This is a genomic window from Streptomyces sp. NPDC057697 (genome assembly GCF_042799335.1).
Classification (GTDB): Bacteria; Actinomycetota; Actinomycetes; order Streptomycetales; family Streptomycetaceae; genus Streptomyces.
This window is the reverse complement of the sequence record NZ_JBHVJA010000004.1, coordinates 471432-494335: the sequence shown is the minus strand read 5'-3', so window position 1 is coordinate 494335 and position 22904 is coordinate 471432. Positions and strand designations below refer to the sequence as shown.

18 protein-coding genes are annotated in these 22904 nt (G+C 69.3%); 11 read left to right on the top strand and 7 right to left on the bottom strand.

All coding sequences use genetic code 11. The features are described from left to right. The first annotated feature begins 4 nt into the window (after positions 1–4). Positions 5–868 carry an NAD-dependent epimerase/dehydratase family protein gene (locus ACFVFH_RS15340; protein ID WP_383767888.1) on the top strand — a complete coding sequence of 288 codons (864 nt, stop codon included), beginning with the start codon at positions 5–7 and terminating at the stop codon, positions 866–868. Positions 869–1054: 186 nt separating this feature from the next. On the opposite strand, the gene ACFVFH_RS15335 is transcribed toward ACFVFH_RS15340, so the two are convergent. The 4 genes from ACFVFH_RS15335 to ACFVFH_RS15320 form a co-directional block, all read right to left on the bottom strand. After that, complete coding sequence (locus tag ACFVFH_RS15335; protein ID WP_383767884.1) at positions 1055–1984, bottom strand: ADP-ribosylglycohydrolase family protein; 930 nt, start codon at positions 1982–1984, stop codon at positions 1055–1057. A 226-nt stretch (positions 1985–2210) separates the two neighbouring features. Next, positions 2211–3470 (bottom strand): SLC13 family permease, encoded by a 1260-nt coding sequence (locus tag ACFVFH_RS15330; protein WP_383767881.1) that lies wholly within the window; start codon positions 3468–3470, stop codon positions 2211–2213. A gap of 458 nt (positions 3471–3928) precedes the next feature. Then, positions 3929–6925 (bottom strand): CARDB domain-containing protein, encoded by a 2997-nt coding sequence (locus ACFVFH_RS15325; protein ID WP_383767879.1) that lies wholly within the window; start codon positions 6923–6925, stop codon positions 3929–3931. Positions 6926–6961: 36 nt separating this feature from the next. After that, positions 6962–9181 carry a discoidin domain-containing protein gene (locus ACFVFH_RS15320; protein ID WP_383768039.1) on the bottom strand — a complete coding sequence of 740 codons (2220 nt, stop codon included), beginning with the start codon at positions 9179–9181 and terminating at the stop codon, positions 6962–6964. A gap of 332 nt (positions 9182–9513) precedes the next feature. On the opposite strand from ACFVFH_RS15320, the gene ACFVFH_RS15315 reads away from it, so the two are divergent. The 6 genes from ACFVFH_RS15315 (at position 9514) to ACFVFH_RS15290 (ending at position 16995) form a co-directional block, all read left to right on the top strand. Further along, positions 9514–10845, top strand: coding sequence for an ABC transporter substrate-binding protein (locus ACFVFH_RS15315; RefSeq protein ID WP_383767875.1), 1332 nt, complete (start codon positions 9514–9516; stop codon positions 10843–10845). Positions 10846–10930: 85 nt separating this feature from the next. Next, positions 10931–11869, top strand: coding sequence for a carbohydrate ABC transporter permease (locus ACFVFH_RS15310; protein WP_383767872.1), 939 nt, complete (start codon positions 10931–10933; stop codon positions 11867–11869). A gap of 4 nt (positions 11870–11873) precedes the next feature. Further along, positions 11874–12857: a carbohydrate ABC transporter permease gene (locus ACFVFH_RS15305; RefSeq protein WP_383767869.1), complete on the top strand. Its 984-nt coding sequence runs from the start codon at positions 11874–11876 to the stop codon at positions 12855–12857. Positions 12858–12964: 107 nt separating this feature from the next. Further along, positions 12965–14578 carry a glycoside hydrolase family 13 protein gene (locus ACFVFH_RS15300; protein WP_383767866.1) on the top strand — a complete coding sequence of 538 codons (1614 nt, stop codon included), beginning with the start codon at positions 12965–12967 and terminating at the stop codon, positions 14576–14578. Positions 14579–14627: 49 nt separating this feature from the next. Further along, positions 14628–15641, top strand: a complete 1014-nt coding sequence (locus ACFVFH_RS15295) for a LacI family DNA-binding transcriptional regulator (RefSeq protein ID WP_383767863.1) — start codon at positions 14628–14630, stop codon at positions 15639–15641. Positions 15642–16719: 1078 nt separating this feature from the next. After that, positions 16720–16995 (top strand): hypothetical protein, encoded by a 276-nt coding sequence (locus ACFVFH_RS15290; RefSeq protein WP_383767860.1) that lies wholly within the window; start codon positions 16720–16722, stop codon positions 16993–16995. A 342-nt stretch (positions 16996–17337) separates the two neighbouring features. Here the strand turns inward: ACFVFH_RS15290 and ACFVFH_RS15285 are convergent, their stop codons facing one another. Beyond that, positions 17338–17550, bottom strand: coding sequence for a hypothetical protein (locus tag ACFVFH_RS15285; RefSeq protein WP_383767857.1), 213 nt, complete (start codon positions 17548–17550; stop codon positions 17338–17340). Positions 17551–17630: 80 nt separating this feature from the next. Here ACFVFH_RS15285 and ACFVFH_RS15280 point away from each other — a divergent pair, with 80 nt between their 5' ends. From ACFVFH_RS15280 to ACFVFH_RS15270, 3 genes are all read left to right on the top strand, one after another. After that, positions 17631–18005 (top strand): hypothetical protein, encoded by a 375-nt coding sequence (locus tag ACFVFH_RS15280; RefSeq protein ID WP_383767854.1) that lies wholly within the window; start codon positions 17631–17633, stop codon positions 18003–18005. Positions 18006–18268: 263 nt separating this feature from the next. Next, a complete protein-coding gene (locus ACFVFH_RS15275; protein ID WP_383767850.1) occupies positions 18269–20320 on the top strand; it encodes a phosphocholine-specific phospholipase C in 2052 nt (683 codons plus the stop codon). Between the two features lie 323 nt (positions 20321–20643). Then, entirely contained in the window at positions 20644–20958 is a 315-nt protein-coding gene (locus tag ACFVFH_RS15270) for a hypothetical protein (RefSeq protein WP_383767847.1), read from the top strand. Between the two features lie 215 nt (positions 20959–21173). Here the strand turns inward: ACFVFH_RS15270 and ACFVFH_RS15265 are convergent, their stop codons facing one another. Continuing rightward, positions 21174–21707 carry a hypothetical protein gene (locus tag ACFVFH_RS15265; RefSeq protein ID WP_383767844.1) on the bottom strand — a complete coding sequence of 178 codons (534 nt, stop codon included), beginning with the start codon at positions 21705–21707 and terminating at the stop codon, positions 21174–21176. A 174-nt stretch (positions 21708–21881) separates the two neighbouring features. Further along, positions 21882–22151, bottom strand: a complete 270-nt coding sequence (locus tag ACFVFH_RS15260; RefSeq protein ID WP_383767842.1) for a hypothetical protein — start codon at positions 22149–22151, stop codon at positions 21882–21884. Positions 22152–22386: 235 nt separating this feature from the next. Between ACFVFH_RS15260 and ACFVFH_RS15255 the strand changes: the two genes are divergently transcribed. Then, positions 22387–22746, top strand: a complete 360-nt coding sequence (locus ACFVFH_RS15255; protein WP_383767839.1) for a hypothetical protein — start codon at positions 22387–22389, stop codon at positions 22744–22746. Positions 22747–22904: the final 158 nt, after the last annotated feature.

The window sequence follows — 22904 nt, the reverse complement described above, 5'->3', positions numbered from 1 at the left end:
CCGGATGGTCGGAAGAGCGATGGTCACCGGGGCCGCCGGGCGGATCGGGCGGGCGGTCCTCACGCTGCTGGCCGAGCGCGGGATCGAGGCGAACGCCCTGGTCCTCGACGATCCCGGTGACCTCGCGGCGCGCCTGGTCGTGACCGGGGACGCCGCCGACGCGAAGACCGTACGGGCGGCCCTGGAGGGCGCCGACGCGGTCATCCACCTGGCGGCGATCCCGACTCCCGCGCGCAACACCGCTTTCGAGGTCTTCGCGGGCAACAGCCTTTCGACCTTCACCGTCCTGGAGGAGGCCGGCCGGGCGGGGATCCGGCACGCGGCGGTGGCGAGCTCCTGGGGCGTCACCGGCCTGCCCTGGACGGACGCCGAGGATCCGCATCCACCGTACGCACCGGTCGATGAGGCGATGGCCTCCCAGGTGGCCGATCCCTACGGTCTGTCCAAACAGGTCGACGAGCTGACCGCGCAGATGATGGCGCGGCGGCACGGGATGAGTGTGGTGTGCCTGCGCTATCCGTACGTGGGCGGATTCGAGGAGCGGCTCGACGCGCACGCCGCCCGGCTCACGGCCGATCCGGCCGCCGGGGCGAGGGAGCTGTGGACGTACCTGGAGGTCCATGACGCGGCGAGGGCCGCGTTGCTGGCCCTGGACGTACCGGGCCGTGCGGCGCACGCGGTGCATCTCTGCGCCCCCGAGATCATCGTGCCGTACCCGACGGAGGAACTGCTGCGCCGCTACCACCCCGGCACCGTGCTGCGGCGCCGGCTCCCGGGGCGCACGGCGCCGGTCGACACCTCGGCCGCGCGCAGGCTGCTCGGGTTCACGGCACGCAATCTCGTCGGTCGCGGGGCGGGCGCCCCGTAGCGGGAGCACAGCGGGGCACAGGTCGTGCCGGAGGCCGGGTCGCGTTCGCGAGGGATCCTTCGGCCGTCGTCGCCGGGCCGCGGACGGACGGCGCGAGGCGGCCCGTGACCGGCCCCGCCGCGTCGACCGCGGCGGGGCGGGGGTCGCACTCACTGCGGGGGGCGGCATCGGGGAGCGTCGCCCGGTTCAGCTGCCGAGGCGTTCGGCGAGGTGGAGCAGGTCTTCCAGGCGCAGCACGCGTCCGTCGAAGCCGGGGAGGGGGACGTGGAGCGGCTCGGTCCAACGGGCGGGGATGGCGTCCAGCCCGTAGTGGGCGCCCGCGAGGCCGCCGGTGACGGCGGCGACGGTGTCGGTGTCACCACCGAGGTCGAGTGCCGCGCGTATCGCCTCTTCGAAGCCGGTGGTGGTGCGCAGGGCCCAGACGGCGGAGCCCAGACAGGGCCAGACGGCACCGTTGAACTCGGTCGCCCGATCCGGGTGCCAGTCGGGCGCGAGGACCGTGGCGTAGCGGGCGTGGTGTTCGGGATGGACGAGGGTCAGGATCTCGGGGAGCGCGGCGAGGGGGTCGGTGCCCTCGAACGTGACCCGGATGAGTTCGTGGAAGATCGCGGTGCCTTCCCAGGCCGCGCGGTCGCCATGGGTGAGGGCGGCGATGCGGCGGGCCGCGTCCATGGTGGCTTCTCGACCCGCGGGCGCGAAATGGACCGCTGAGGTCGACGCCCGCATCAACGAACCGTTTCCGGCCGCTCGTTGGTTGACCTGGAAATGGACGGCGGCGGCGAGGTCCCAGGGCATGCCGTTGGTCAGCACGTCCTCGGTCTGCAAGCCGATGTCCTTCGGTTCCGATGCCGCCCACCGCTGGAAACGTCCGAAGACGTCCGGCAGGTCCAGTCCGTCCCGCTCCAGCAGCGACTCCGCGACCAGGACGGCCATCTGCGTGTCGTCGGTCGCCTCGCCGGGGTCCCAGCCACCGCCTCCGCACATCTCTCCACCGGCACCGGGCGCGGGAAACCGTGCGGAGAACACTCCCTGGGGGCCGAACTCGAAGGGTGCGCCCAAGGCGTCACCCACCGCCGAGCCCACGACCGCTCCGGCGGCCCGCTGAATCCGGTTCATGCGCGCAGGTTAGCCGGGCCGGTCCGTGTCGTGCCGAGTCGTTTCGTGTCTCTTCTTCTTGTCGCGTCGTCGTGGAAGCGGCTGCGCGTGGGTCCGTGGTGTACGGCGGATCAGTATCCGGCCAGATCGGTGCGGGGATCGATGGCCCAGTGGCCGACCCGTAGGACTCGGCCGACGAAGGTCGCGTCGTCCTCGCCCGGGAACCCGGACCATCACGGCCAAGCGATCAGCCCCCTGGGATCACGGTCAGTGAGACCCACAGGGCCAGCACCGCAGCACACAGTCCGGCCGGGACGGTGTACAGACCGAGTCGGGTGAACTCCTTCAGCTCCACCTCGGAGTCGTGGGCGTGGACGATGCGCCGCCACAGCAAGGTGGCCAGCGATCCGGCGTAGGTGAGGTTCGGCCCGATGTTCACCCCGAGCAGCACCGCGAGAACGGCGCCGGGACCGGACGGGGCAGTGAGCGGCAGCAGCACCAGCACCGCGGGCAGGTTGTTGATCACATTGGCCAGGACGGCGGCCAGCGCGGCGAGGCCCAGCAGGGCTGGGAGTCCGGTGCCGTCCGGGATCAGGTGGCCGAGGGCGGTGTCGAGGCCGTTGACGACGACGGCGCGGACCACGATGCCCAGGGCCAGCACGAAGGCGAGGAACGGCACCGCGCTCGCCCGCAGGACGGCGACAGGTGTGGTGCGGCGCTGGGCCAGGGCGCGGATCGCCAGGACGGCGGCGCCCGCGAACGCCGCCCAGGCGGGGTCGATCCCGAACGCGGACGTCACCACGAACCCGGCCAGTGTGCACGCCACGGTGGTCAGCGCGAACACCGGCACCTCGCGCGGCGCGGCGGTGGCCGGGGCCGTGGCGCCGGCGTCCAGGTCGGTGGCGAAGAAGCGGCGGAAGACGACGTACTCGACGGCGATGGCCACCAGCCAGGGCAGGGCCATGAGGGCGGCGAACCGGGTGAAGCTCAGACCGCTGGCCGTGAACGCCAGCAGGTTGGTCAGGTTGGAGACCGGCAGCAGCAGCGACGCGGTGTTCGACAGATGGGTGCAGGCGTACACGTGCGGCCGGGACCGCGCCCCGAGCCGGGTGGCGGTGGCGAACACCACGGGGGTCAGGAGCACGACGGTGGCGTCCAGGCTGAGCACCGCGGTGATCGCCGAGGCGAGAACGAAGACCTGTACGAGCAGGCGGCGGGGCCGACCCGCCGCGGTCCGGGCCATCCATGCCCCGCATGCGTGGAACAGGCCCTCGTCGTCGCAGAGCTGTGCCAGGACCAGCACGGCGGCGAGGAACCCGATCACCGGCCCGAGCCGGGCGGCCTCGTCGGCCGCGTCGGCCGGGGAGATCGCCCCGGTGGCGATGAGGGCACCGGCGGCCGGGACCGCGACGACGGCCTCCGGCCAGCCGAACGGGCGGACGACCGCGCATGCCAGCACGATCGCGAGAAGAACGGCGGAGACGACTTCCGCCAGCACAGTACTCACCGCGCCATCTTCCCCGGCCGGGTGGTCCGGCGACCGGGAGGTCCGCCGGGAAGTCGGCGGAGAAGTCTCCGCGGCTTCAATGACGTCGGTGATCTCCGTGGCTTCGGTGACCTCCGTGGCTTCGGAGACGTCCATGGCTTCCGTGGCTCCGCCGGATCGATCTTGCCACCCGGTCGCCCTCGCGGCCCCGGAAGACATGGACGGAGGGCAGCGGCCCGGGTGCCCAGGGCCTGGAGTGGCCCGAACGGCCGCGGCCTCGGGGCTGCGGTCCGCGGGGCGGGCCGGCGCAAGGCCGGTGCTGAACACGGCAGCCGTCGTGACGGGGAACAGGTCGCGCTGCGCGCGTACGTCCTCTCTCCCCCGCTGCGTCAGCGCCACCCCGGGGCCTCGCACTCCGCGCGCCGTGGCACCCGGCACCGGCAGCGGACGGGCCGCCGTCGGTGCCGGGTGCCGGTCGGTCACAGACCTTGCCGGGTGCCCGGTACGGCGGGGTCCTTGTGCGCGGCCGCGCCGTTGATCACGAACTGCGAGCCGGGTTCGACCAGGATGTCCCCGTCGCGCGAGTCGGTGATCTGCACGTTGCTGAGCGTCGCGCTGCCGCGCGCACCGCCCATCGCGAGGATGCCGGAGCCGTTGTTGGACCGGGAGATCGTCACATTGCTGATCCGTACGTCCGGGATGGCGCCGCCGCCCGTCTTGAACTGGATGCCGTCGTACGTGGAGTCCTGGATGTCGGTGTCGCGGATCGTGACGCCAGGGATGTCCGGCCCCTGCGCGAACAGGGTGATCGCGCCGAACTCCTGGTCCTCGTTCCAGAACGCCCCGCCGGTGCGGTAGAGCCCATTGTTCGCGATCAGGGTCTGTCCGGAGAAGGGCAGCGGGTCGTGGTCGGTGGCGAGCATGATGCCCGGATAGTTCATGGTGTCGTACACCAGGTTGTTCTCGATCCTGTTTCCGTAACCCCCGTACACCGCTATGCCGTTGGCACGCCAGGGCAGCTGCACCGTGTTGTTCCGGAACACGTTGTCGTGGCCGATGTCGGCGGACTGGTCCTTGACGTACTTGTTGGCCCATACCGCCATCGCGTCGTCGCCGGTGTTGCGGAACGAGGAGTTGAAGACGGTGGAGTTGCGCGTGCCGTTGGTGAAATTGACGCCGTCGGCGTAGGTGTTGCGGATACGCATGCCGCTGAACTCCAGGCCGTCGCCCGGTCCCCAGAGCTCGGGGATGTTGCTGTAGTCACGGCCGACCCAGGCCGCGACGTTGGCGTGCTCGATCCACACATTGGTGATCTTGGTGTTCTTGCCGAAGCGGCCGTTGAGACCGACACCACCCTCCGCGTTGCCGTCGCCGCCGCGGATGGTGCCCGAGCCGAAGACGGCGATGTCGGAGATCTTGGTGTTGTCGTCGATGTCGAAGCCGAAATTGCCTTCGTGCGGGTGGTTGATGCCGCCCGCGTCCTGCGGCGGAATCAGGGAGTACAGCTGGGAGTGCCACATGCCGGCGCCGCGCACGGTCACGTTCCTGATGCCGACCTGGTTGTACTCGCCCCGGTTCTGCGGGTCGTCGGTGAGGATCTTCTTCTCCTGGCGCCACTGCCCGGCCGGGATCCACACGCAGTCGATGTCGCCGTTCTGATTGGCGGTCACGGCGCGCTGTATCGCGTCCGCGTCGTCGATCCCGTCACCGGGGACCGCACCGTACTCGGTGATCGAGGTGCACTCCGCGGGCTTGCTCGCCGCCGGGGCCACCTGCTCCAGGTCCATCAGGTCGATCACGTAGTACGCGGCGTCGTCACCGGCGTCGCGCTGGAGCCGGAACGTGGTGCCCTGCGGATAGGTCCGCGCAAGCAGCGCGTGCGACTCGTCGAACAGCCGACGCGCGTCCCCGCCGGGGGTGTTGGTCAGTCCCTCGGGCTGGTCGGTGTTCCCGTACAGCCAGCTGTGCTTGGAGGACAGCGTCAGTTTCTGTACGAACTTCCCGTCGGCGTACAGGCTCAGCGTCTTCTCCTGACCGCCGCCGCCCGGCGCGTCGGGGATGGAGTTGCGCACCACGATCGAGTTGGCCGCACTCGTCGAGGTGAACTCCACGTACTGGCCGGTCGATTCGAGCCGCACCGACCTCCGGCCCGAGGACTCGGTGGCGAAGTCGGTGTGTCCGAAGGTGCGCTCCGCGTCGGTCTCCAGGAGTGTTCCGTCGTACTTCCCGTCCTCCGCCTCGTACTCGGCATAGGGCAGTGCCGCGCCGCGGCCGACCACGATGGACCGCGCGAAGACGTTGTTGTCCTCGTTCGTCTCGTCGACGACGCCGGTGGCGTCCGCCGTGGCGGTCAGCGTGGCGCCGCCGCTGGTGGCGGACCAACTGCCGCCGAGGGCGACGGTGGCGCTCTCCCCCGCGTCGAGGGCGGGTGTGGTGCCGTTCAGTGTCGTGCCACCCACGGTCAGCCGGGTCACCGAGCCGGCGGCGACCGCGCTGGTGCCGCGGTTGTGGACCTTCACCGAGAACGTGACGACCGAGCCGACCGCCGGGCTCGCCGGGTTGGAGGTGATGGCGGTGACCTCCAGGTCGGGGCCGGGGCTCTGGGCGACTGTCAGCTTGTCCGCGGAGGTCAGGCCGTTGTTGTCGTCGTCCTGCTCGACGACGGTGTCGCGCGGGTCGACCACCGCGGACACGGTGTAACTGCCCTGCGCCCGTTTGCCGATGGAGACCGGCACCGTGACCGACGCTCCGGCATCCAGTGCGCCGACCTCGGCGCTGCCGGAGACCGAGCCGCCCACGCCGACGTCGACGGTGGTGGCGGCCGAGGCCGCCGACCCGATGTTGCGCACCGTGGTACGGACGGTGACCACGTCGCGTTCGCTGGGCTGCGCGGGCTCCCACGCCAGGGCGGACACGACCAGGTCGGGGTTGGGCGCGGCGGTCCCGTCGACCTGGAGTTCGGCGATCTGGGCTCCGTACCCGGAGGTGTTGGAGTGGATCTTCAACCGGATGTCGGCGTAGCGGCCGGACACCGGGATCGTCACGGTGTTCTGATTGCCGTCCGGAGCGAAGGTGTAGTCCGCGCGCGCCTTCACCGTGCTGAAGTCGTCGGCCGTCTGTGCGCGCCCGAGCACTTCGATGCTCTGGGTGCGCTGCGACCAGGCCGGGTCGGGGTTCAGCTTGAGTACGACGGAGTCGAGGTCGGCGTCGGCGCCGAGCCGGACGGTGAGCGTCGCCGGGGTGGTGCTCGACTCCCAGTAGGTGCTCGTGCTGCCGTCGTTGGCGTTCGCGGCCACGTAGTTCTGCGTTGTGGAGGATGCCTCTACCGGTTTGTTCAGTGCCAGGTTCGTGGTCGCTCGGGCCGGTGCCGGTGCCGGTGCCGATGCCCCGTGGGCGATTGGCGCCGGTCCGAAGGCGGTCAGGGCGGCGCCCAGCCAGACGGCGAGGTGCCGCAGGCTCCGTTGTCTGAGTCTCACTGTGGTCCTCTCGGTGTGCGGGCGGGGGCGGTCGGCTCAGTTCAGGTACGCCTCGATCTCGCTGAGCTGGGCTGCGGGCCAGCCGGTGTTCGCGGTGACATGGACCCGCAGATAGCGAGTGGCGGGGGCCGTCGCGGGCAGGTCGATGGTCGCCGTGTTGCCGGTCGCCGGGTCGAATCGGTAGTCCTTCGACGTGACGAGTGCGCCGAAGGCGGAACCGTCGGTGCTGCCCTGGAGCGACAGGGCCTGGGTCCTGGCCTCCCAGACGGCGGCGGGCGGCAGCTTCAGGACGACGCGCCGGACGGCCTGTGCCGAGCCCAGGTCCACGGTGATCGCCTGGGGGAAGGCGTTGTTGGCGGATTCCCAGTACGTGTTCGCGTCGCCGTCGACCGCTCTGCCAGGGGTGTAGACGTCGGTGGAGCCGGTCGCGGTGGTGGTCCGGCCCCGGGCGAGGTTGCGGTCCGGGTCGGGGTCCGGGTTGCCGCCGCCCGGCCGGGGCCAGGTGGAGCAGTCGCCCCAGGCGCTGTCCCAGCCGGAGTTTCCACCGCCGTCGGTGAGCGCGAAGGTCCCGGAACCAGCCGGGTAGGGGCAGTTGTAGACGCCCGCCGCGCCGACGCCGGTGGCCGTGACGTGTGCCATCGTGACGGCGCCCGGCGTCTCGGCCTGGACGACGACGGTGCCGGTCCCGTCGACGGTGGAGCCGTCCACGGTGACGTTCTTGACGGCCTTGCCCGTGCCGCCGCCGGAGACGAACTCGTAGGCGCTGTAAGGGCTGTCCCTGATGGTGGTGCCGGTGATGCGGACGTCGGCCTCGATGGAGCTGTCGTACGCGTCCACCCGCAGCGCGCCCATCGGGTGGCCCCAGTTGGGGTTCATGGCGCCGGTGCGCACCAGTGTGTTCCCGGAGACGGTGATGGTGCCGGCCAGGGGGAAGAACGGGTCGAGGAACTTCTGGTTGGAGATGGCGATGCCGCTGCCCAGTGCGTTGGTGTCCTGGACGAGATTGTCCTTGACGGTGATGTCGCGGCCGCCGTAGACCGCGATGCCGTTGGCCAGGTTGGGCTGCGAGATGGTGTTGTGCTCGAAGGTGTCGTCGCTGTTGGTGGTGTTGAGCGACCACATGGCGAGCGAGTCGTCGCCCTGGTTGCGCAGGAAGTTGTTGCGTACGGTGACGCCCCTGGCGGTTCCGTTGAGGTTGAGGCCGTCGGCGGTGGTGTCGAGGATGCGGTTGTCCTCGACGACGAGGTTGTCGTTGTTGCCGGTCAGCCACAGGCCGACCTTGAGGTGTTGGATCCACATCCCCGAGACGCTGGAGCCGGGGCCCAGCGAGCCGTTGACGAAGTTGTCCGGGCTGCTGTCCACGCGTTCGGTGACCTCGCCGATGACCGCGAAGTCCTTGAGGTGCACCTTGCCCGCCGAGTTGGTCTGGTTGACGAACCGCGAGGAGTGCACCACCGAGTGCCAGCTGCCCGCGCCCTGGATGGTCACGTTCTCCACGCCGCTCAGCTCGGAACCCAGCTTGTACGAGCCCGGTGGGATCCACACCGTGCCGCCGCTCGACTTCGCGGCGGCGATGGCCGCGCGGAAGCCGTCCGTGGAGTCCTGTGCGCCAGTGGGGTCGGCGCCCTTGTCGACGACGGAAACGGCGCCGGACGGGGCCGGGGCGGGGGCCTCGACCTGCTCGAAGTCGGCGACATCGACGGTGACCTGGGTGTCGGCGGCTTCCAGTCTCACCTTGTCCCCGGCCTGGAGGTCACGGCCGAGCAGCAGACGGGCGTTGTCGAAGAAGTGGTGCGTCTTGGCGCCGGCGATCCAGGGGGTGTCGATGTAGCTGTACTCGGAGGTGAGCGCCAGGGGCGTGGCGAGCCGGGTGCCGTTGACGTGGACGGCGAGCGATCCGGTCTGCCCGTCGGGCACGTTGTAGGCGACGTTCACGGCATTGGCCGCGGCGCTCAGCGTGAACTCCACGCTCTGGCCCGCGTTCAGTCGCACGGCCTGCCGCCCCGAGGCCTCGGAGGCGACGGTGCCCTGGGTGTGGTCGGGGCCGATCTTCTGGCCCGTGGTGACACCGGATTCGGCCTCGACCGAGGTGAAGGGGAGCGTGGCACCGACGGCGGCCGCCCTGGGCGCGGCGTCACGCTGGGCGAAGGCCGGGCCGGTGGTGCCGAGGACGCTGCCGACGAGCGCGACCGCTACCGCGAGGACGGACGAGCCGCGCACGGGGCGGCGACCCGGCGATACGAATGACGCGTACATGTCATTTCTCTTCATCTCCGGTGCACCTTCCTGATGGGGGCCGGGGGTGGCGGGAGTGGCGCCCACTCAAGCAGCGCGACCATATGAGCACAAGATGTCGGTCATGCATTGCAAATAATTGACAGCCTGGCGAAGCAAGCGATCAGCCACGCAGCCACCATGCGACGGCGGCCCGCAATCCCATGAAATCCGACATTTCACCAACGTCAGCCTGTCACACGGCAGTTGCAATCTTGCGGACATGCATCGGAATCTTGCGTACATCTGTCCGCCGCCCTATCGTGACGGCACCCATCGGAGCTGCGCTTGGGCGTCATCCCAGAGGAGCCGTAATGAAGCCCCGTAACCTCGCGATCCTTCTGACCACAGGTCTCATGCTCACCGCCACGGCCTGCGGCGGTGACACGGGCTCCGACGCCGGAGGCGACACCACGATCACCGTGGCATGCCAGCCCGCGAAGACCGCGCCGAAGTCGCGCAAGGCGTGGAATGACGACATCGCCGCGTTCGAGAAGGCTCATCCGGGCGTACGGGTCAGGAGCACCGACCAGCAGCCCTGCTTCGACCCGAAGACCTTCGCGGCGAAGCTGGCCGGCGGACAGATGGAGACCGTCTTCGTGGTGCCGGTGACCAACTACGCCGACGTGATCGCCAAGAGACAGGCGAAGGACATCACCGGCTCGACGGCGCTGGTGAAGAACTACCAGGACATCAAGCAGGACGTCCGCGACATGGTCGCCCGGGACGGCAAGGTGTACGGCATCCCCAACGTGAGCTACACCGTCGGCCTCGTCTACAACCGCACCCTGTTCACCAAGGCCGGTCTCGACCCCGACGCGCCGCCCAGGACCTGGGACGAGGTCCGCACCGCTGCCAGGAAGATCGCCGATCTGGGCGACGGATACGTCGGGTACGGCGAGTACGGCGGTGGCAACACCGGAGGCTGGCACTTCGCGCAGGCCCTGTTCAGCCGCGGCGGAGAGATGGTCCGGGACGGCAAGGCCGCGTTCAACGGCCCCGAGGGCAAGGCCGTGCTCCAGACCCTGCACGACATGCGCTGGGAGGACCACAGCACGGGCAACAAGGTGCTGATCGGCTGGGAGTCGCTGATGCAGCAGATGGCGGCCGGCAGGACGGGCATGATGCTCGGCGCGCCGGACGTCGTCACCGACGTGATCCAGAAGTTCCAGGGCAAGGTCGAGGACTACGGCATCACCGCCATACCCGACGGCAAGGCGTCGCTGACCGGCGGCGAGGCCTACATGATCAACCCGAAGGCGAGCGCGGCGCAGACCGAGGCGGCGCTCCAGTGGATCGACTTCGAGTTCAACACCCCGGGCAAGGGCCGCTTCGACTTCGCCCGCGGCAAGGCCAACGGCGAGGCGGTCGGCGTGCCCAACAACGACTACATGGGCGACTCCGCGACCGGCAAGGCCCTCGCCGAGCAGCGCAAGGCGAACGCCGTACTCCCGGTCGCGAACTACGAGCCCTACGTCGCCGGATCCGTCGGCATCGCCCCCCGGCTGGAGCCCGTCAAGGCCCAGGAGCTGTACGCGGTGCTGGACGTGGCGATGTCCGCGGTGCTGACCCGGGAGAACGCCGACGTCGACAAGCTGCTCGCGGATGCCGAGTCCAAGGCGAACTCGATTCTGGCCAGGAGCTGACGGTATCGGACCCGGGGTGCCGCGACGCCGTGGCACCCCGCGTCGGCCCCGCGTCTACGCCACGGGCCGGGAACGGAAGATCACGATGGAAACACTCACCATGGAGCCGCGCCGGCAGCGCCCCGTGCCCCGGCGCGCCGGACCACCGTCGAAGCGACGCCGGGCGACACGGCGGAATCTGACGTCGTACGGGTTCCTGTGTGCCGCGCTGTTCTGCTTCGCGATGTTCGCGTGGTGGCCGATCATCAGGGAAGCGCTGCTGAGCTTCCAGCAGACCAACCTCGTCGACAAGCCGTCGTGGGTGGGCCTGGAGAACTTCCGTACGGTCGTGAGCGATCCGGCGTTCGGCCAGGCCTGGCGCAACACCCTCGTGTTCACACTGCTGGCCCTGGTGTGCGGCTATGTGGTGCCGTTCGCCGTCGCGGTCGTCCTCAACGAGCTGCGGCACGCGCGCGCGTACCTGCGGTTCGTGGTCTATCTTCCCGTGATGCTGCCGCCGATCGTCTCGGTGCTGCTGTTCCGCTGGTTCTACGATCCGGGGCCGGGCCTGTTCAACCAGGCGCTGGACTTCGTGGGGCTGCCGGCCCTGTCGTGGCTGGACTCCACCAGCACCGCGCTCATCTCGCTGGTGATCGTCTCCACCTGGATGAACCTCGGGTCCGGCGTGCTGATCTACCTGGCGGCGCTGCAGAACATCCCGGGTGACCTGTACGAGGCCGCGGAGCTCGACGGCGCCGGCATCCTCAAGCGGATCCGGCACGTCACGATCCCGCAGACCCGGCTGATCCTGACGCTGATGCTGATGCTCCAACTCGTCGCCACCATGCAGGTGTTCATCGAACCGTACATGCTCACCGGCGGCGGCCCGGAGAACGCGACGGTCACCGTGGTCTACCTCATGTACCAGTACGCCTTCGTCTACGGCGGCAACTACGGGGCCGGCAGCGCGCTCGGCCTGATGCTCATGATCGTCCTGCTGGCGGTCGCGGCGGTGCAGCTCCGTCTGACCCGAGAGGAGAAGTAGGGCCATGACGAACGCCACCGCCCGCCGCGAGAAGGCGACGAGGCCCCCGAGGCCGGAAGAACCGCGCTCGCGGGGCGAGAAGCCGGGGAGGCGCCGGGGCTCCTGGGCCGACGGCCATGCCCGGACCATCGTCTCACCGCTGGAGCTGAAGTCGCGCTGGGGCCGGAAGATCTACTGGGCGCTGCTCACGGCCGTCGTGATCGTGTTCACCCTGGTGTTCGTCTTCCCCCTGTACTGGATGGTCACCGGGGCGATGAAGACGGGTGAGGAGATCGCCCGGATGCCGCCCAGCCTGTTCCCCCGATCGCCCGACTTCTCCGTCTTCGCCGACGCCTGGGAACTCTTCGACATCGGGACGCTGCTGAAGAACACACTGTTCTACGCGGGCGGCGCCTGGCTCTTCGCGCTCGCGGTGGACGTCTCCGCCGCCTACGCGCTGTCCAAGCTGCGGCCGGTGTTCGGCAACGTGATCCTCGCGGGCATGCTGGCCACCCTGATGATCCCGCCGATCGTCGTGATGATCCCGGCGTACATCACCGTCACCGACGTGCCGCTGCTCGGCTGGCATCTGCTCAACTCGCCCTGGGCGATCTGGTTCCCGGTGGCCGCCAACGGCTTCAACATCTTCCTGCTCAAGCGCTTCTTCGACTCGATCCCCAACGAGATCCTGGAAGCGGCGGAGATCGACGGCGTGCCGCCGTGGCGCGTCCTGGTGTCGATCATCCTGCCGATCTCCCGGCCCATCCTCGGGGTGGTCTCCATCTTCACCGTCGTCGCGGTCTTCAAGGACTTCGTCTGGCCGCTGCTCGTCCTCCCCGACAGCGAGAAGACGACCATCAGCGTGGGCCTGTCCCAGACCGCGGGAGCCGTGACGCAGAACCAGATCATGGCCGGGCTCGTGATCGCGAGCGTCCCGATGATCATCGTGTTCTTCTTCTTCCAGCGCAGCATCATGGCGGGCCTGACCGCCGGGAGCCTCAAGGGCTGACCGAGCCCGCGCCCGCCATCACCACGAAGCACTCCACCACCGGTCCGCCCTTCCGCGCCCGCGCACGGTCCGGTGACGGAGTCCCACCTGCCCGAAAGGACCGTCCCGTGGCAGCTGTTCCCTCGTCTCCCCCGTCCCGCACCGACGACTGGTGGCGCGACGCCGTCATCTACCAGGTGTACCCCCGGAGCTTCGCAGACGGGGACGGGGACGGTGCCGGGGACCTGGCGGGGGTCCGCGCCCGTCTGCCGTACCTCGCCGCACTCGGCGTCGACGCGGTGTGGTTCACGCCCTGGTACCTCTCCCCGCTCGTGGACGGCGGCTACGACGTGGCCGACTACCGCACCATCGATCCGGCCTTCGGCGCCATCGAGGAAGCCGAGAAGCTGATCTCGGAGGCAGCCGACCTCGGCATCCGGACCATCGTCGACATCGTCCCGAACCATGTCTCCGACCAGCACGCCTGGTTCCGGGCCGCGCTGGCGGCCGGACCCGGCAGCCCCGAGAGGGAACTCTTCCACTTCCGGCCCGGCCGCGGCGCGCACGGCGAGATCCCACCGAACGACTGGCCGTCGCAGTTCGCGGGGGCGACCTGGACCCGGGTCCCGGACGGCGAGTGGTACCTCCATCTGTTCACACCGGAACAGCCCGACCTCAACTGGGCCCACCCCGCCGTCCGCCGTGAACACGAAGAGGTGCTGAGGTTCTGGTTCGAGCGCGGTGTGGCCGGGGTGCGCATCGACTCCGCCGCACTGCTCGCCAAGCACCCGGACCTGCCGGACTTCACCGAGGGCGTCGACCCTCATCCGTACATCGACCAGGACGAGCTCCACGACATCTACCGCTCCTGGCGGGCCGTCGCCGACGAGTACGGCGGTGTGTTCGTCGGTGAGGTGTGGCTGCCCGACGCCGAGCGGTTCGCCCGCTATCTGCGCCCCGACGAGCTGCACACCGCATTCAACTTCAACTTCCTGGCCTGCCCCTGGGAGGCGGACCGGCTGCGCCGCACCATCGACGACACTCTTGCCGAGCACGCCCCGGTGGGCGCCCCGGCCACCTGGGTGCTGTGCAACCACGATGTGACCCGGACGGTCACCCGGTACGGCCGCGCCGAGACCGGCTTCGACTTCGCGGCCAAGGCTTACGGCACCCCCACCGACCTCGCCCTCGGCACCCGCCGGGCCCGTGCCGCCGCCCTGCTCACCCTCGCCCTGCCCGGCTCGGTCTACCTCTACCAGGGCGAGGAACTCGGGCTGCCCGAGGCGGAGATACCGCTCGACCGCGTCCACGACCCGATGCACTTCCGCTCCGGCGGCACCGATCCCGGCCGCGACGGGTGCCGGGTGCCCCTGCCCTGGGCCGCGGACGAACCCGCCTGCGGTTTCGGCTCGGACGGTGAGCCCTGGCTGCCGCAGCCCGCGGACTGGGCGCGGTACGCCGTCGACCGCCAGGAGGACGACCCCGAGTCGATGCTCGCCCTGTACCGCACGGCGCTGCTGCTGCGCCGGACCCTTGCGGGCTTCGGTGACGGCCCGTTGACCTGGCTGCCGTCGCCGGAGGGGGTGCTGGCCTTCGCCCGTACGGACGGCCTGGTCTGTGTGGTGAACTTCGCCGACCGGCCTGCGGACCTCCCGCCCCACGAGCGACTGATCCTGACCAGCGGTCCACTCGACGGGCAGGGCAGGCTACCGGCCGACACCGCTGCGTGGTTGCAGAAATGAGCATGACTGAACGCAAATAGCGGACAGGAATTGCGCTATTCTTGCGCCCATGACACGACGACTTGCTCAAGTTGCCAAGAAGGTGGGGGTCAGCGAGGCGACGGTCAGCCGCGTCCTCAACGGGAGGCCCGGTGTCTCCGAGGCAACACGGCAGTCCGTCCTCACCGCACTGGACGTCCTCGGATACGAGCGGCCGACGCAGCTGCGCGGCGAGCGCGCCCGTCTCGTGGGCCTCGTCATACCCGAGCTGCAGAACCCGATCTTCCCCGCGTTCGCGGAGGTCATCGGCGGGGCCCTCGCGCAGCGCGGGCTCACGCCGGTGCTGTGCACGCAGACCAAGGGCGGCGCAGCCGAGGCGGACTACGTGGACCTGCTGCTCCAGCAGCAGGTCTCCGGGGTGGTCTTCGCCGGGGGGTTCTTCGCGCAGGGCGACGCACCGCACGGCCACTACCAGCTGCTGGCCGAACGGAAGATCCCGGTCGTCCTCATCAACGCGATGGCCGAAGGACTGGACTTCCCGTGCGTCGCGTGCGACGACATCGCCGCCGTCGAGCAGGCGTGGCGCCATCTCGTCTCGCTCGGGCACCAGCGCATCGGACTCGTGCTCGGACCGCGCGACCACGCACCGTCGCGCCGCAAGCTGGACTCCGCCAGGGCGATGGCGCGGGCCGCGGGCGCGGAGCTGGCCGACGAGTTCGTCGAGCGGTCGATCTTCTCGCTGGAGGGCGGCCAGGCGGCCGGCACACGACTGCTGGAGCGTGGGGTCACCGGCATCGTCTGTGCCAGCGACCCGCTTGCTCTGGGGGTGATCCGGGCGGCGCGGCGGCGCGGGCTCGCCGTCCCCCGCGACCTCTCGGTCATCGGCTTCGACGACTCCTTGTTCATGAACTGCACGGATCCGCCCCTGTCGACGGTGCGGCAGCCCATCGAGGCGATGGGGCGCGCGGCAGTCGATCTGCTCTGTGCCCAGATCCAGGGCGGCGTCCAGAACCACCCGGGCGAGCTTCTCTTCGAACCGGAACTCGTCGTGCGCGGCTCGACCGCCCAGCGGGCGGGCAGCTGACGCGGCGGGGCCATCTCGTACGGTGACGGTGCGGTGCGCCGCCACGGGCCCGCGCACCGCTGCTCGATGTCCTTGACCCGGCGCACAGGGGACAGGGCTCAGCAGGCCAGGGGGCACTCGGGCCGAGCCTCGCGACCAGCGATGCCGCATCGGCCCTCCCGCACGAGCGGGGACCCGGCACGTGGCAGAGACGACGCGTCGAGTCGATAACGAGCCCAGCTCCACGCGCCGGGCCTTCGCCCCCCCCCGGCGTGGCGGACGCCCCCGCCGTGCGTGCCGTACGCACGGCGGGGGCGAAGGCCCGGCCGACCGCTGTGCAGCCCGTACGCGAGGTGTGCGGTGACCAACGTCGAGGTGGCGCGACTTCCGAGAATCACCAGCGCCACCAGACCACCGCTGGTCAGCGGGTCGCGAACCGGGTCGAGCGCGCCCGCGGCCTCGATGCGAGGCCGTCCGTCGAGCGACACCAACCCGCCGAGCGGGCGGCCGCGCTCGTCAACTCCCAATGGCGGGCACAGCAGTGGCGCGGGGCACCGATGTCGAGCTCGCTCCTTCCGGCGTCCGCGCGAACGAGGCATGGTGCGCCCCTCTCGGACGACAACCCGAAAAAGAGAAGAAGCGGCCAGTCGTGGGAGCGTCGGGGTGCGCACCTCACGCGCACGGCTGAATGATTCCACCCCATCGTCGTAAGTACCGTGCGCCATCGCATCGTTAGGAACCCGTTCCCCGCCGAAACGGCGGCCGCCTCGCACCTCCGCCCGGAGGAGCGGATGAGATGACGAGCGCACCGCCGAGGGCGGTGTGGAACGTCCGTCCCATCAGACGTGGGAACTCGCCCTGGCGCAGCAGGTCGTAGCGTCCTTGTCCGTATCCGCCCGGCGGGCAAGTACAGAATTCAACGGCCAGCGTGCTTACTTCATCCGGTCACACCGGAATTCACTGTTGTGCACGGCTCATGGGTTGTTGCGCGGAGAGCATCCAGCGCGCCTCCCCCGCTGTCGACTACGAAGAGTATTGGATCAGCTACGCAGACGCCGTTCGGTGCCTGCACACCCCCACGCTCATGGAGTTGATTCCTATGCGTATGCGTACTTTCGCGCGAGCCCTGGCTGTCGGCGCCCTCGCGGCCCCGGTCCTGATCGGCTGCGCCGGCCTGGCTTCTGCCGACGAGGGCCTCGACGCGAACTTCGGCAAGGGACAGTTCGTCGCCAACGAGAACGGCGCCGGAGTGGCTGACACCAACTCCGTCGTCAGCCCCGACGGCGTCCAGCACACCGACTTCTGGATCTGGTCCGACGACAATGGCGTGTCCGGTGCGTTCACCGGCTCGGGCGCCACCTGGAAGCAGGGCTGACCGTAGCAACGGCCCCGCGCCAGGGGATGCTTCACTCACCTCCTGGCGCGGGGCATCGGGCATTCTCCGGTAGTCGGCAGTCGGCAGCCGGCGGACACGTGAATGATCCGCTCTTGCAAGAACACGCGCTGACTGCCTGATGACCACCGAATCAAGGGTCAGGCAGCAGCGCCCGCGGCTTCCTCGATGAGGTCGGTGAACGGTCCCGACCAAGAGGCCAAGTTCAAAATCGCGCGCGGGCTCATGCGCTTGGCCGTGCGGCGCTCGCAGTCGGGGCGGATCACGCGGGCGCTGGTGAAAATCTGGTGCCGGGTCGGCCGGCCCGCGAGGCCGACACAGTGATCAGATCGGCTTGGCCCGCCAGGCCGCCAGGCCGCCAGGCCGCCAGGCCGCCAGGCCGCCAGGCCGCCAGGCCGCCAGGCCGCCAGGCCGCCAGGCCGCCACGACGATGCTGTCGTCGAACGCCGATGTCAGCGACGTCTCCTGCGTGACGCCGACGGCCGGCGTCTCCTCCGCCAACAGGTCCTGGGCGAAGCTCTCGTGGAACGTATGCATCCCTGCCGTCACCGCACGCGGGACTTGGCGCCCCTGCCCCCGCCGAGGATCAGCCGCCCCGGCGTGAGATGGTCGTACCCATGATCGAGACGTGGGCCTTCAGCGAGGGCGCTCTGCCGGTGACAGCCGAGGAGGCCGTTGAAGAACTGCGTGGAAGGGCCGCCGAAGGCAAGCTTGAGTCCTGGCTGACCAGTTCGACGGGACGACAACTCGCCGTCGTGACGAACACCGAGCGAGCGATGGTGTTGTTGCTCGAAGACGAAGGCGACCCCGGTGAACACGCGACAGACCCGGGGGCCGAGGGCTGGAGCGATGGCTTCGTCCTGGAGAACGGACAGGACGACGAGTATCCCGACGAGGACACTGTGCCCCTCGGTGAAGCGCTCCGGATCGCCCACCACATCCTCGCCCATGGTGCTCCACCGTCGGACACGTCATGGGCAGTAGACCGTTGAACCATGTACCGACAGACCAGTTGTCACAGCACAGACGCACAGACGCGCTGAGGCGCTGAGGCGCTGGTGCACTGAGTCCTGTGCTGGACGAGGCAGGACCAGAGATCGACCGACCGGTCACGGTGCCTGAACCTGGGCCGCCTCCCGCATTTTGCGCGACCGTCACCTCGGCCCACTTTCCTCAGGCCCGGGTCCTCTTGAATACTCCGTGTGCCCCTCTTCGTGGACGGACATGACCGAAGCAACAGGAGGACCCCACCCTCATGACCGAAATCAATCGGCGTCGCTTCCTCCAAATCGCCGGAGCCACCGCGGGTTTCGCCGCCCTGTCCGGCTCCATAGACCGCGCCGCCGCCATCCCCGCGGCGCGGCGCAGCGGAACCGTCCAGGACATCGAACACATCGTCGTCCTCATGCAGGAAAATCGTTCTTTCGATCACTATTTCGGGTCGATGAAGGGCGTCCGGGGCTTCGGGGACCCCCGCCCGGTCACTCTGCCCAGCGGCAAGCCGGTATGGCACCAATCGGGCGGCGGCAAGGAAACGCTGCCCTACCACCCGGACGCGAGCGACCTCGGAATGCAGTTCATCGCGGGCCTCGATCATGACTGGGCCGGCGGTCACAGCGCATTCAACAACGGCAGGTACGACAATTGGATACCCGCCAAAGGCACCGGCACCATGGCGTACCTGACACGGGACGACATCCCGTTCCACTACGCCCTGGCGGACAAGTTCACCGTCTGCGACGACTACCACTGCTCGTTCCTCGGTGCGACGGACCCGAACCGCTACTACATGCTCTCCGGTCACGTCGGCAACGACGGTTCCGGCGGCGGCCCGGTCCTGGGCAACCAGGAAGCGGGCTACGGCTGGACGACATACGCCGAACGCCTTGAGAAGGCGGGCATCTCCTGGAAGGTGTACCAGGACATCGGCGACGGTCTCGACGCGGCCGGCGGCTGGGGTTGGATCAACGACGCCTATCGCGGCAACTACGGCGACAACTCCCTGCTCTACTTCAACAACTACCGCAACGCCAAGCCCGGCGACCCGCTGTACGACAAGGCCCGTACGGGAACGAACGCCAAGGCGGGGGACGGGTACTTCGACCTCCTCACAGCCGATGTCAAGGCCGCGCGACTGCCGCAGATCTCCTGGATCGCCGCTCCGGAGGCCTTTTCCGAGCACCCCAACTGGCCTGCGAATTACGGAGCCTGGTACATCTCGCACGTCCTTGACGCGCTCACCTCCAATCCCGATGTCTGGAGCAGGACGGCCCTGTTCATCACATACGACGAGAACGACGGCTACTTCGACCACGTCGTGCCGCCCTATCCGCCGGCCTCCGCCGATCAGGGCCTGTCCACCGTCGACACCACGCTCGACTACTACAAGGGAGGCGCCGGATACTCCGCAGGCGCATACGGCCTCGGACAGCGCGTTCCGATGATCGTCGTCTCGCCGTGGTCCACCGGCGGGTACGTCTGCTCGGAGACCTTCGACCACACCTCGATCCTGCGCTTCATGGAGAAGCGGTTCGGAGTGAAGGAATCCAACATCTCGCCTTGGCGACGTGCCATCTGCGGCGATCTCACCTCCGCCTTCGACTTCTCCCTCAAGGTCACGGACCCGGCCGACCTGCCGGACACCGCCGGCTACGCCCCGCCGGACCGCGACCGCCACAACAGCTATGTGCCGAAGCCGCCTGCCCAGGGCGTTCTGCCCCGGCAGGAGTCCGGGGTGCGGCCGAGCCGCCCACTCCCCTACGCTCCCTACGTCGACGGGGCCGCGGACCTCACGACCGGGAAGTACAAGCTGACGTTCAGCGCGGGAAGTCAAGCGGGCGCCGCTTTCCAGGTGCGCTCGCAGAAGCGCGGCGACGGCCCGTGGACGTACACCTCGACAGCCGGGAAGCCCGTCTCCGACAGCTGGAATTCGGTGTACTCCGGCGGCAGTTACGACCTGACGGTCCACGGTCCGAACGGCTTCCTGCGCACCTTCCAGGGCAACAACAAGGCCGCCGAACCGGAGGTGAAAGCACGCCACGACGCAGGCGGTCTGAAGCTCACCCTGACCAACCCGTCGGCCGCCGACGCCCGCCTCACCGTGGCCAACGCCTACGGTGGCGGGCGCCAGACCTATACGGTCCGTGCCGGTGCCACCGTCGATCAGAGCATCGACCTGCGCACCACCGGGCGCTGGTACGACCTGACGGTCGTCGTCGAAGGCAACGTCGGGTACCTGCGACGTCTGGCCGGGCACGTCGAAAACGGTCGGCCCGGTGTGAGCGATCCGGGCATCGCGACCGTGTGAAACCCGCACGCGACCGGCGGGCGGACGGAGGGGCACACACCGGGTAGGCGACAAGGCAGCCGTACGACGTGCCGGCCGGGAACGCAGCAGATCCCGGCACCCTACGAGCAGGACCACCGACAGGAGGAGCCCACTGGCCGGGCGGCGGCCCCCCATCACGGGCGGCCCGCCCGGCCGGACCGTCCGGCCGCGGCGCGTCGGTGGCACGCTCGACGGCCGGCGCGCTGTCCGCACGGGTCCACCGATGTGTGGCTCGCGGGTGTTCCGGTGTGCCGGAACACCCGATCCGATGACGCGTGTGGATGCCTGGCAGGATCTCCCGCATGCTCGAAGAGAAGCTCGACGCGCTGACGCAGATGATGGCCCAGCACATGGCCAGTCCGTTCCCGCCTGGCGTCCGCGGCCTGGACTTCGAGGGCCAGGACATGGTGCTGCTCGACGCGGACGCCTATGGCTACGCCTCAGGCGTCCGGAAAGGCCCGCTCAGCGATCGGCACCGGGCAGGCTTGATGGGATTGACGCCGGTGTTCGCGAAGGTCCTTCCGGCGATCGACGACGACTACGCGAGCGAGTACTACACACACCTGCGCGACATGACCGTACTCGCCGCCGAAATCGAGGGCCTGCGCGAGAAGTAGTCCTCCGCCCGGGAACGCCCTGCGGGTGGTGGCCGAGACGGTTGGATACGCGGTGACACTCGTACCGACCGCTGGAGGCGCGGCGGCTGAGCCCGCCCGCGTGCGCTGCCGACGTCCGATTCGGCCACCCTCTGGGACGCGGCCCCGCCGCAGGCCGCACGCCACGCCTCGCGGCCAGCCTCGTCCGGACCCGCAGACGACTCACGGGAGAAGCTCTAGACCTGGTCGTCGATGTCGAGGGCGTGTTCTTTCAGGAATGCGCCCGCGTGGGCTGCTGCCTCTTCTGCGGTCGCGTACGGTGCCTGCTCTGCAACCGTGCCGGATGCTCCATCAGCTCCTCGCCCGGTCCAGCCCCAACCACCTGAAGGCGACTGCACCAGCTCGGCAGTCCCTCCGAACAGCGCAAGCGCGCCCGCTGTCCCGGGTGCTGGGCGGCTGACGGCATCGGGCCATTTCTTGCGGGCGCCCTGGCGGGTGATACCCCAGACAGCCCCCAGTTGCTCATAACTCGCGCCGTAGGAGCCGGCGGTCACGGCTGCCTGCTCCGTGAGCCGCTTGACCTCGCCATCCATCACCTTCCACGCGGCCAGGACGGACAGCGCCACCTCGACGGGACTCGCGTCCCACATACGGTCGGCGGACAACCCGGTCTCCCGGGAGCGGATGGCCGAAGCCAGCGGGTTCAAGGCGTCGTACAGGGTCTTGTCGAGTTCTGCCTGCTCTTCAGGGGTGATCTCAAAGGCCGTCATGCGACAACTATAGTTCCCGAACCCGTCAATGGAAACTAAAGTTTCCCCGCCGTATCGGTTGTCACCGCGCCAGAGAGACAGGCCCCAGGGGCCGTGCCGCCCGCCCGTGCCACGCCTGGGGCCTGGCCCGCGCCTCGTTCATGGAACCGCGCGAGAGATGCCCAGGTCCGGCCGTCACAGGGTATTGGCGCCCCTGGGGACATGACCGGCAGCAGGAAGGGGCTGATGCCCTTCGTCCCAGTGGTTGGACCATCCGCAGAGTCCGCAGGCGTACCGGCCGTTGAGGCCGTGGATCTCAGCGTCGCAGCCGCGGCACCGGGTGGTCGTGATCTCCGGTGTCATGGCGGGGCCGGGTGCGGTGGACGACCAGCCGCACTGGTTGTTGCAGGTCCAGGACCCGTCGGGCCCCTCGGTGGCTGCTGCGCCGCAGTTCCCGCACGTCATGATGGCTCTCCCCGGACGGTCTCGCCGACGGGTGACGGCGAGGTAGGGGCCAGTCTGACAGGGAGTGGGGCGCCGAGGGTGGAGTGGGGCCAAAGTAGACCGTTTCAGGACGGTTCAGCATGCCGTTGGTAGCCGATTCCCGAACGAACGGTCCCCACCGGAGAAGAACTGACGATCCCTCATGAATGGTCGCAACTGGCCCCGTTATTCTCGGCGCATGAGGGAACCTTGTCCGGTGGAGCCACCGGCGGCGTTCGTCACACGGTGCGATGATCGCTGGTTCGGGCGGTTTCGGTTGCGATTTGCGCAGGTGTCGCCATGGCCCGACCTGCATGGGGCGTTCGCCCGAGTGCGCACCGGGTGGCATCCCTTGGTCGAGGAGACGCTTTCGGCAGCGGCCACCGAGATGCCCCAGCAGGTCCGGCCCGTCCACCTGCTCAACCAGGGGATCCACGGGAGAGGATGGGAAGTCGACCGGTGGACCGTCGAGGGCGAGGCCTGGATCGGTTTTCCCGTGCTGTGCGCGGAACTCGCCCACAATCGTGCTGGGGAGGAGGACTTCGGTCGCTTCGTCACCTTCCTGAGCGATCGATGAGCCCTGCCGCGAATCCGAATCATGCGGCAGGGCTCTTCAGGCTCTCGCCGAGGACAACGTTCTGGAACCTGGCGCCGGATGGACGAGGTCGATGAGGTGAGTTCCGGTGGCCGTGCACAAACGGGCCGGGCGGACTCGATGCGTTCGAACGCCGTCGC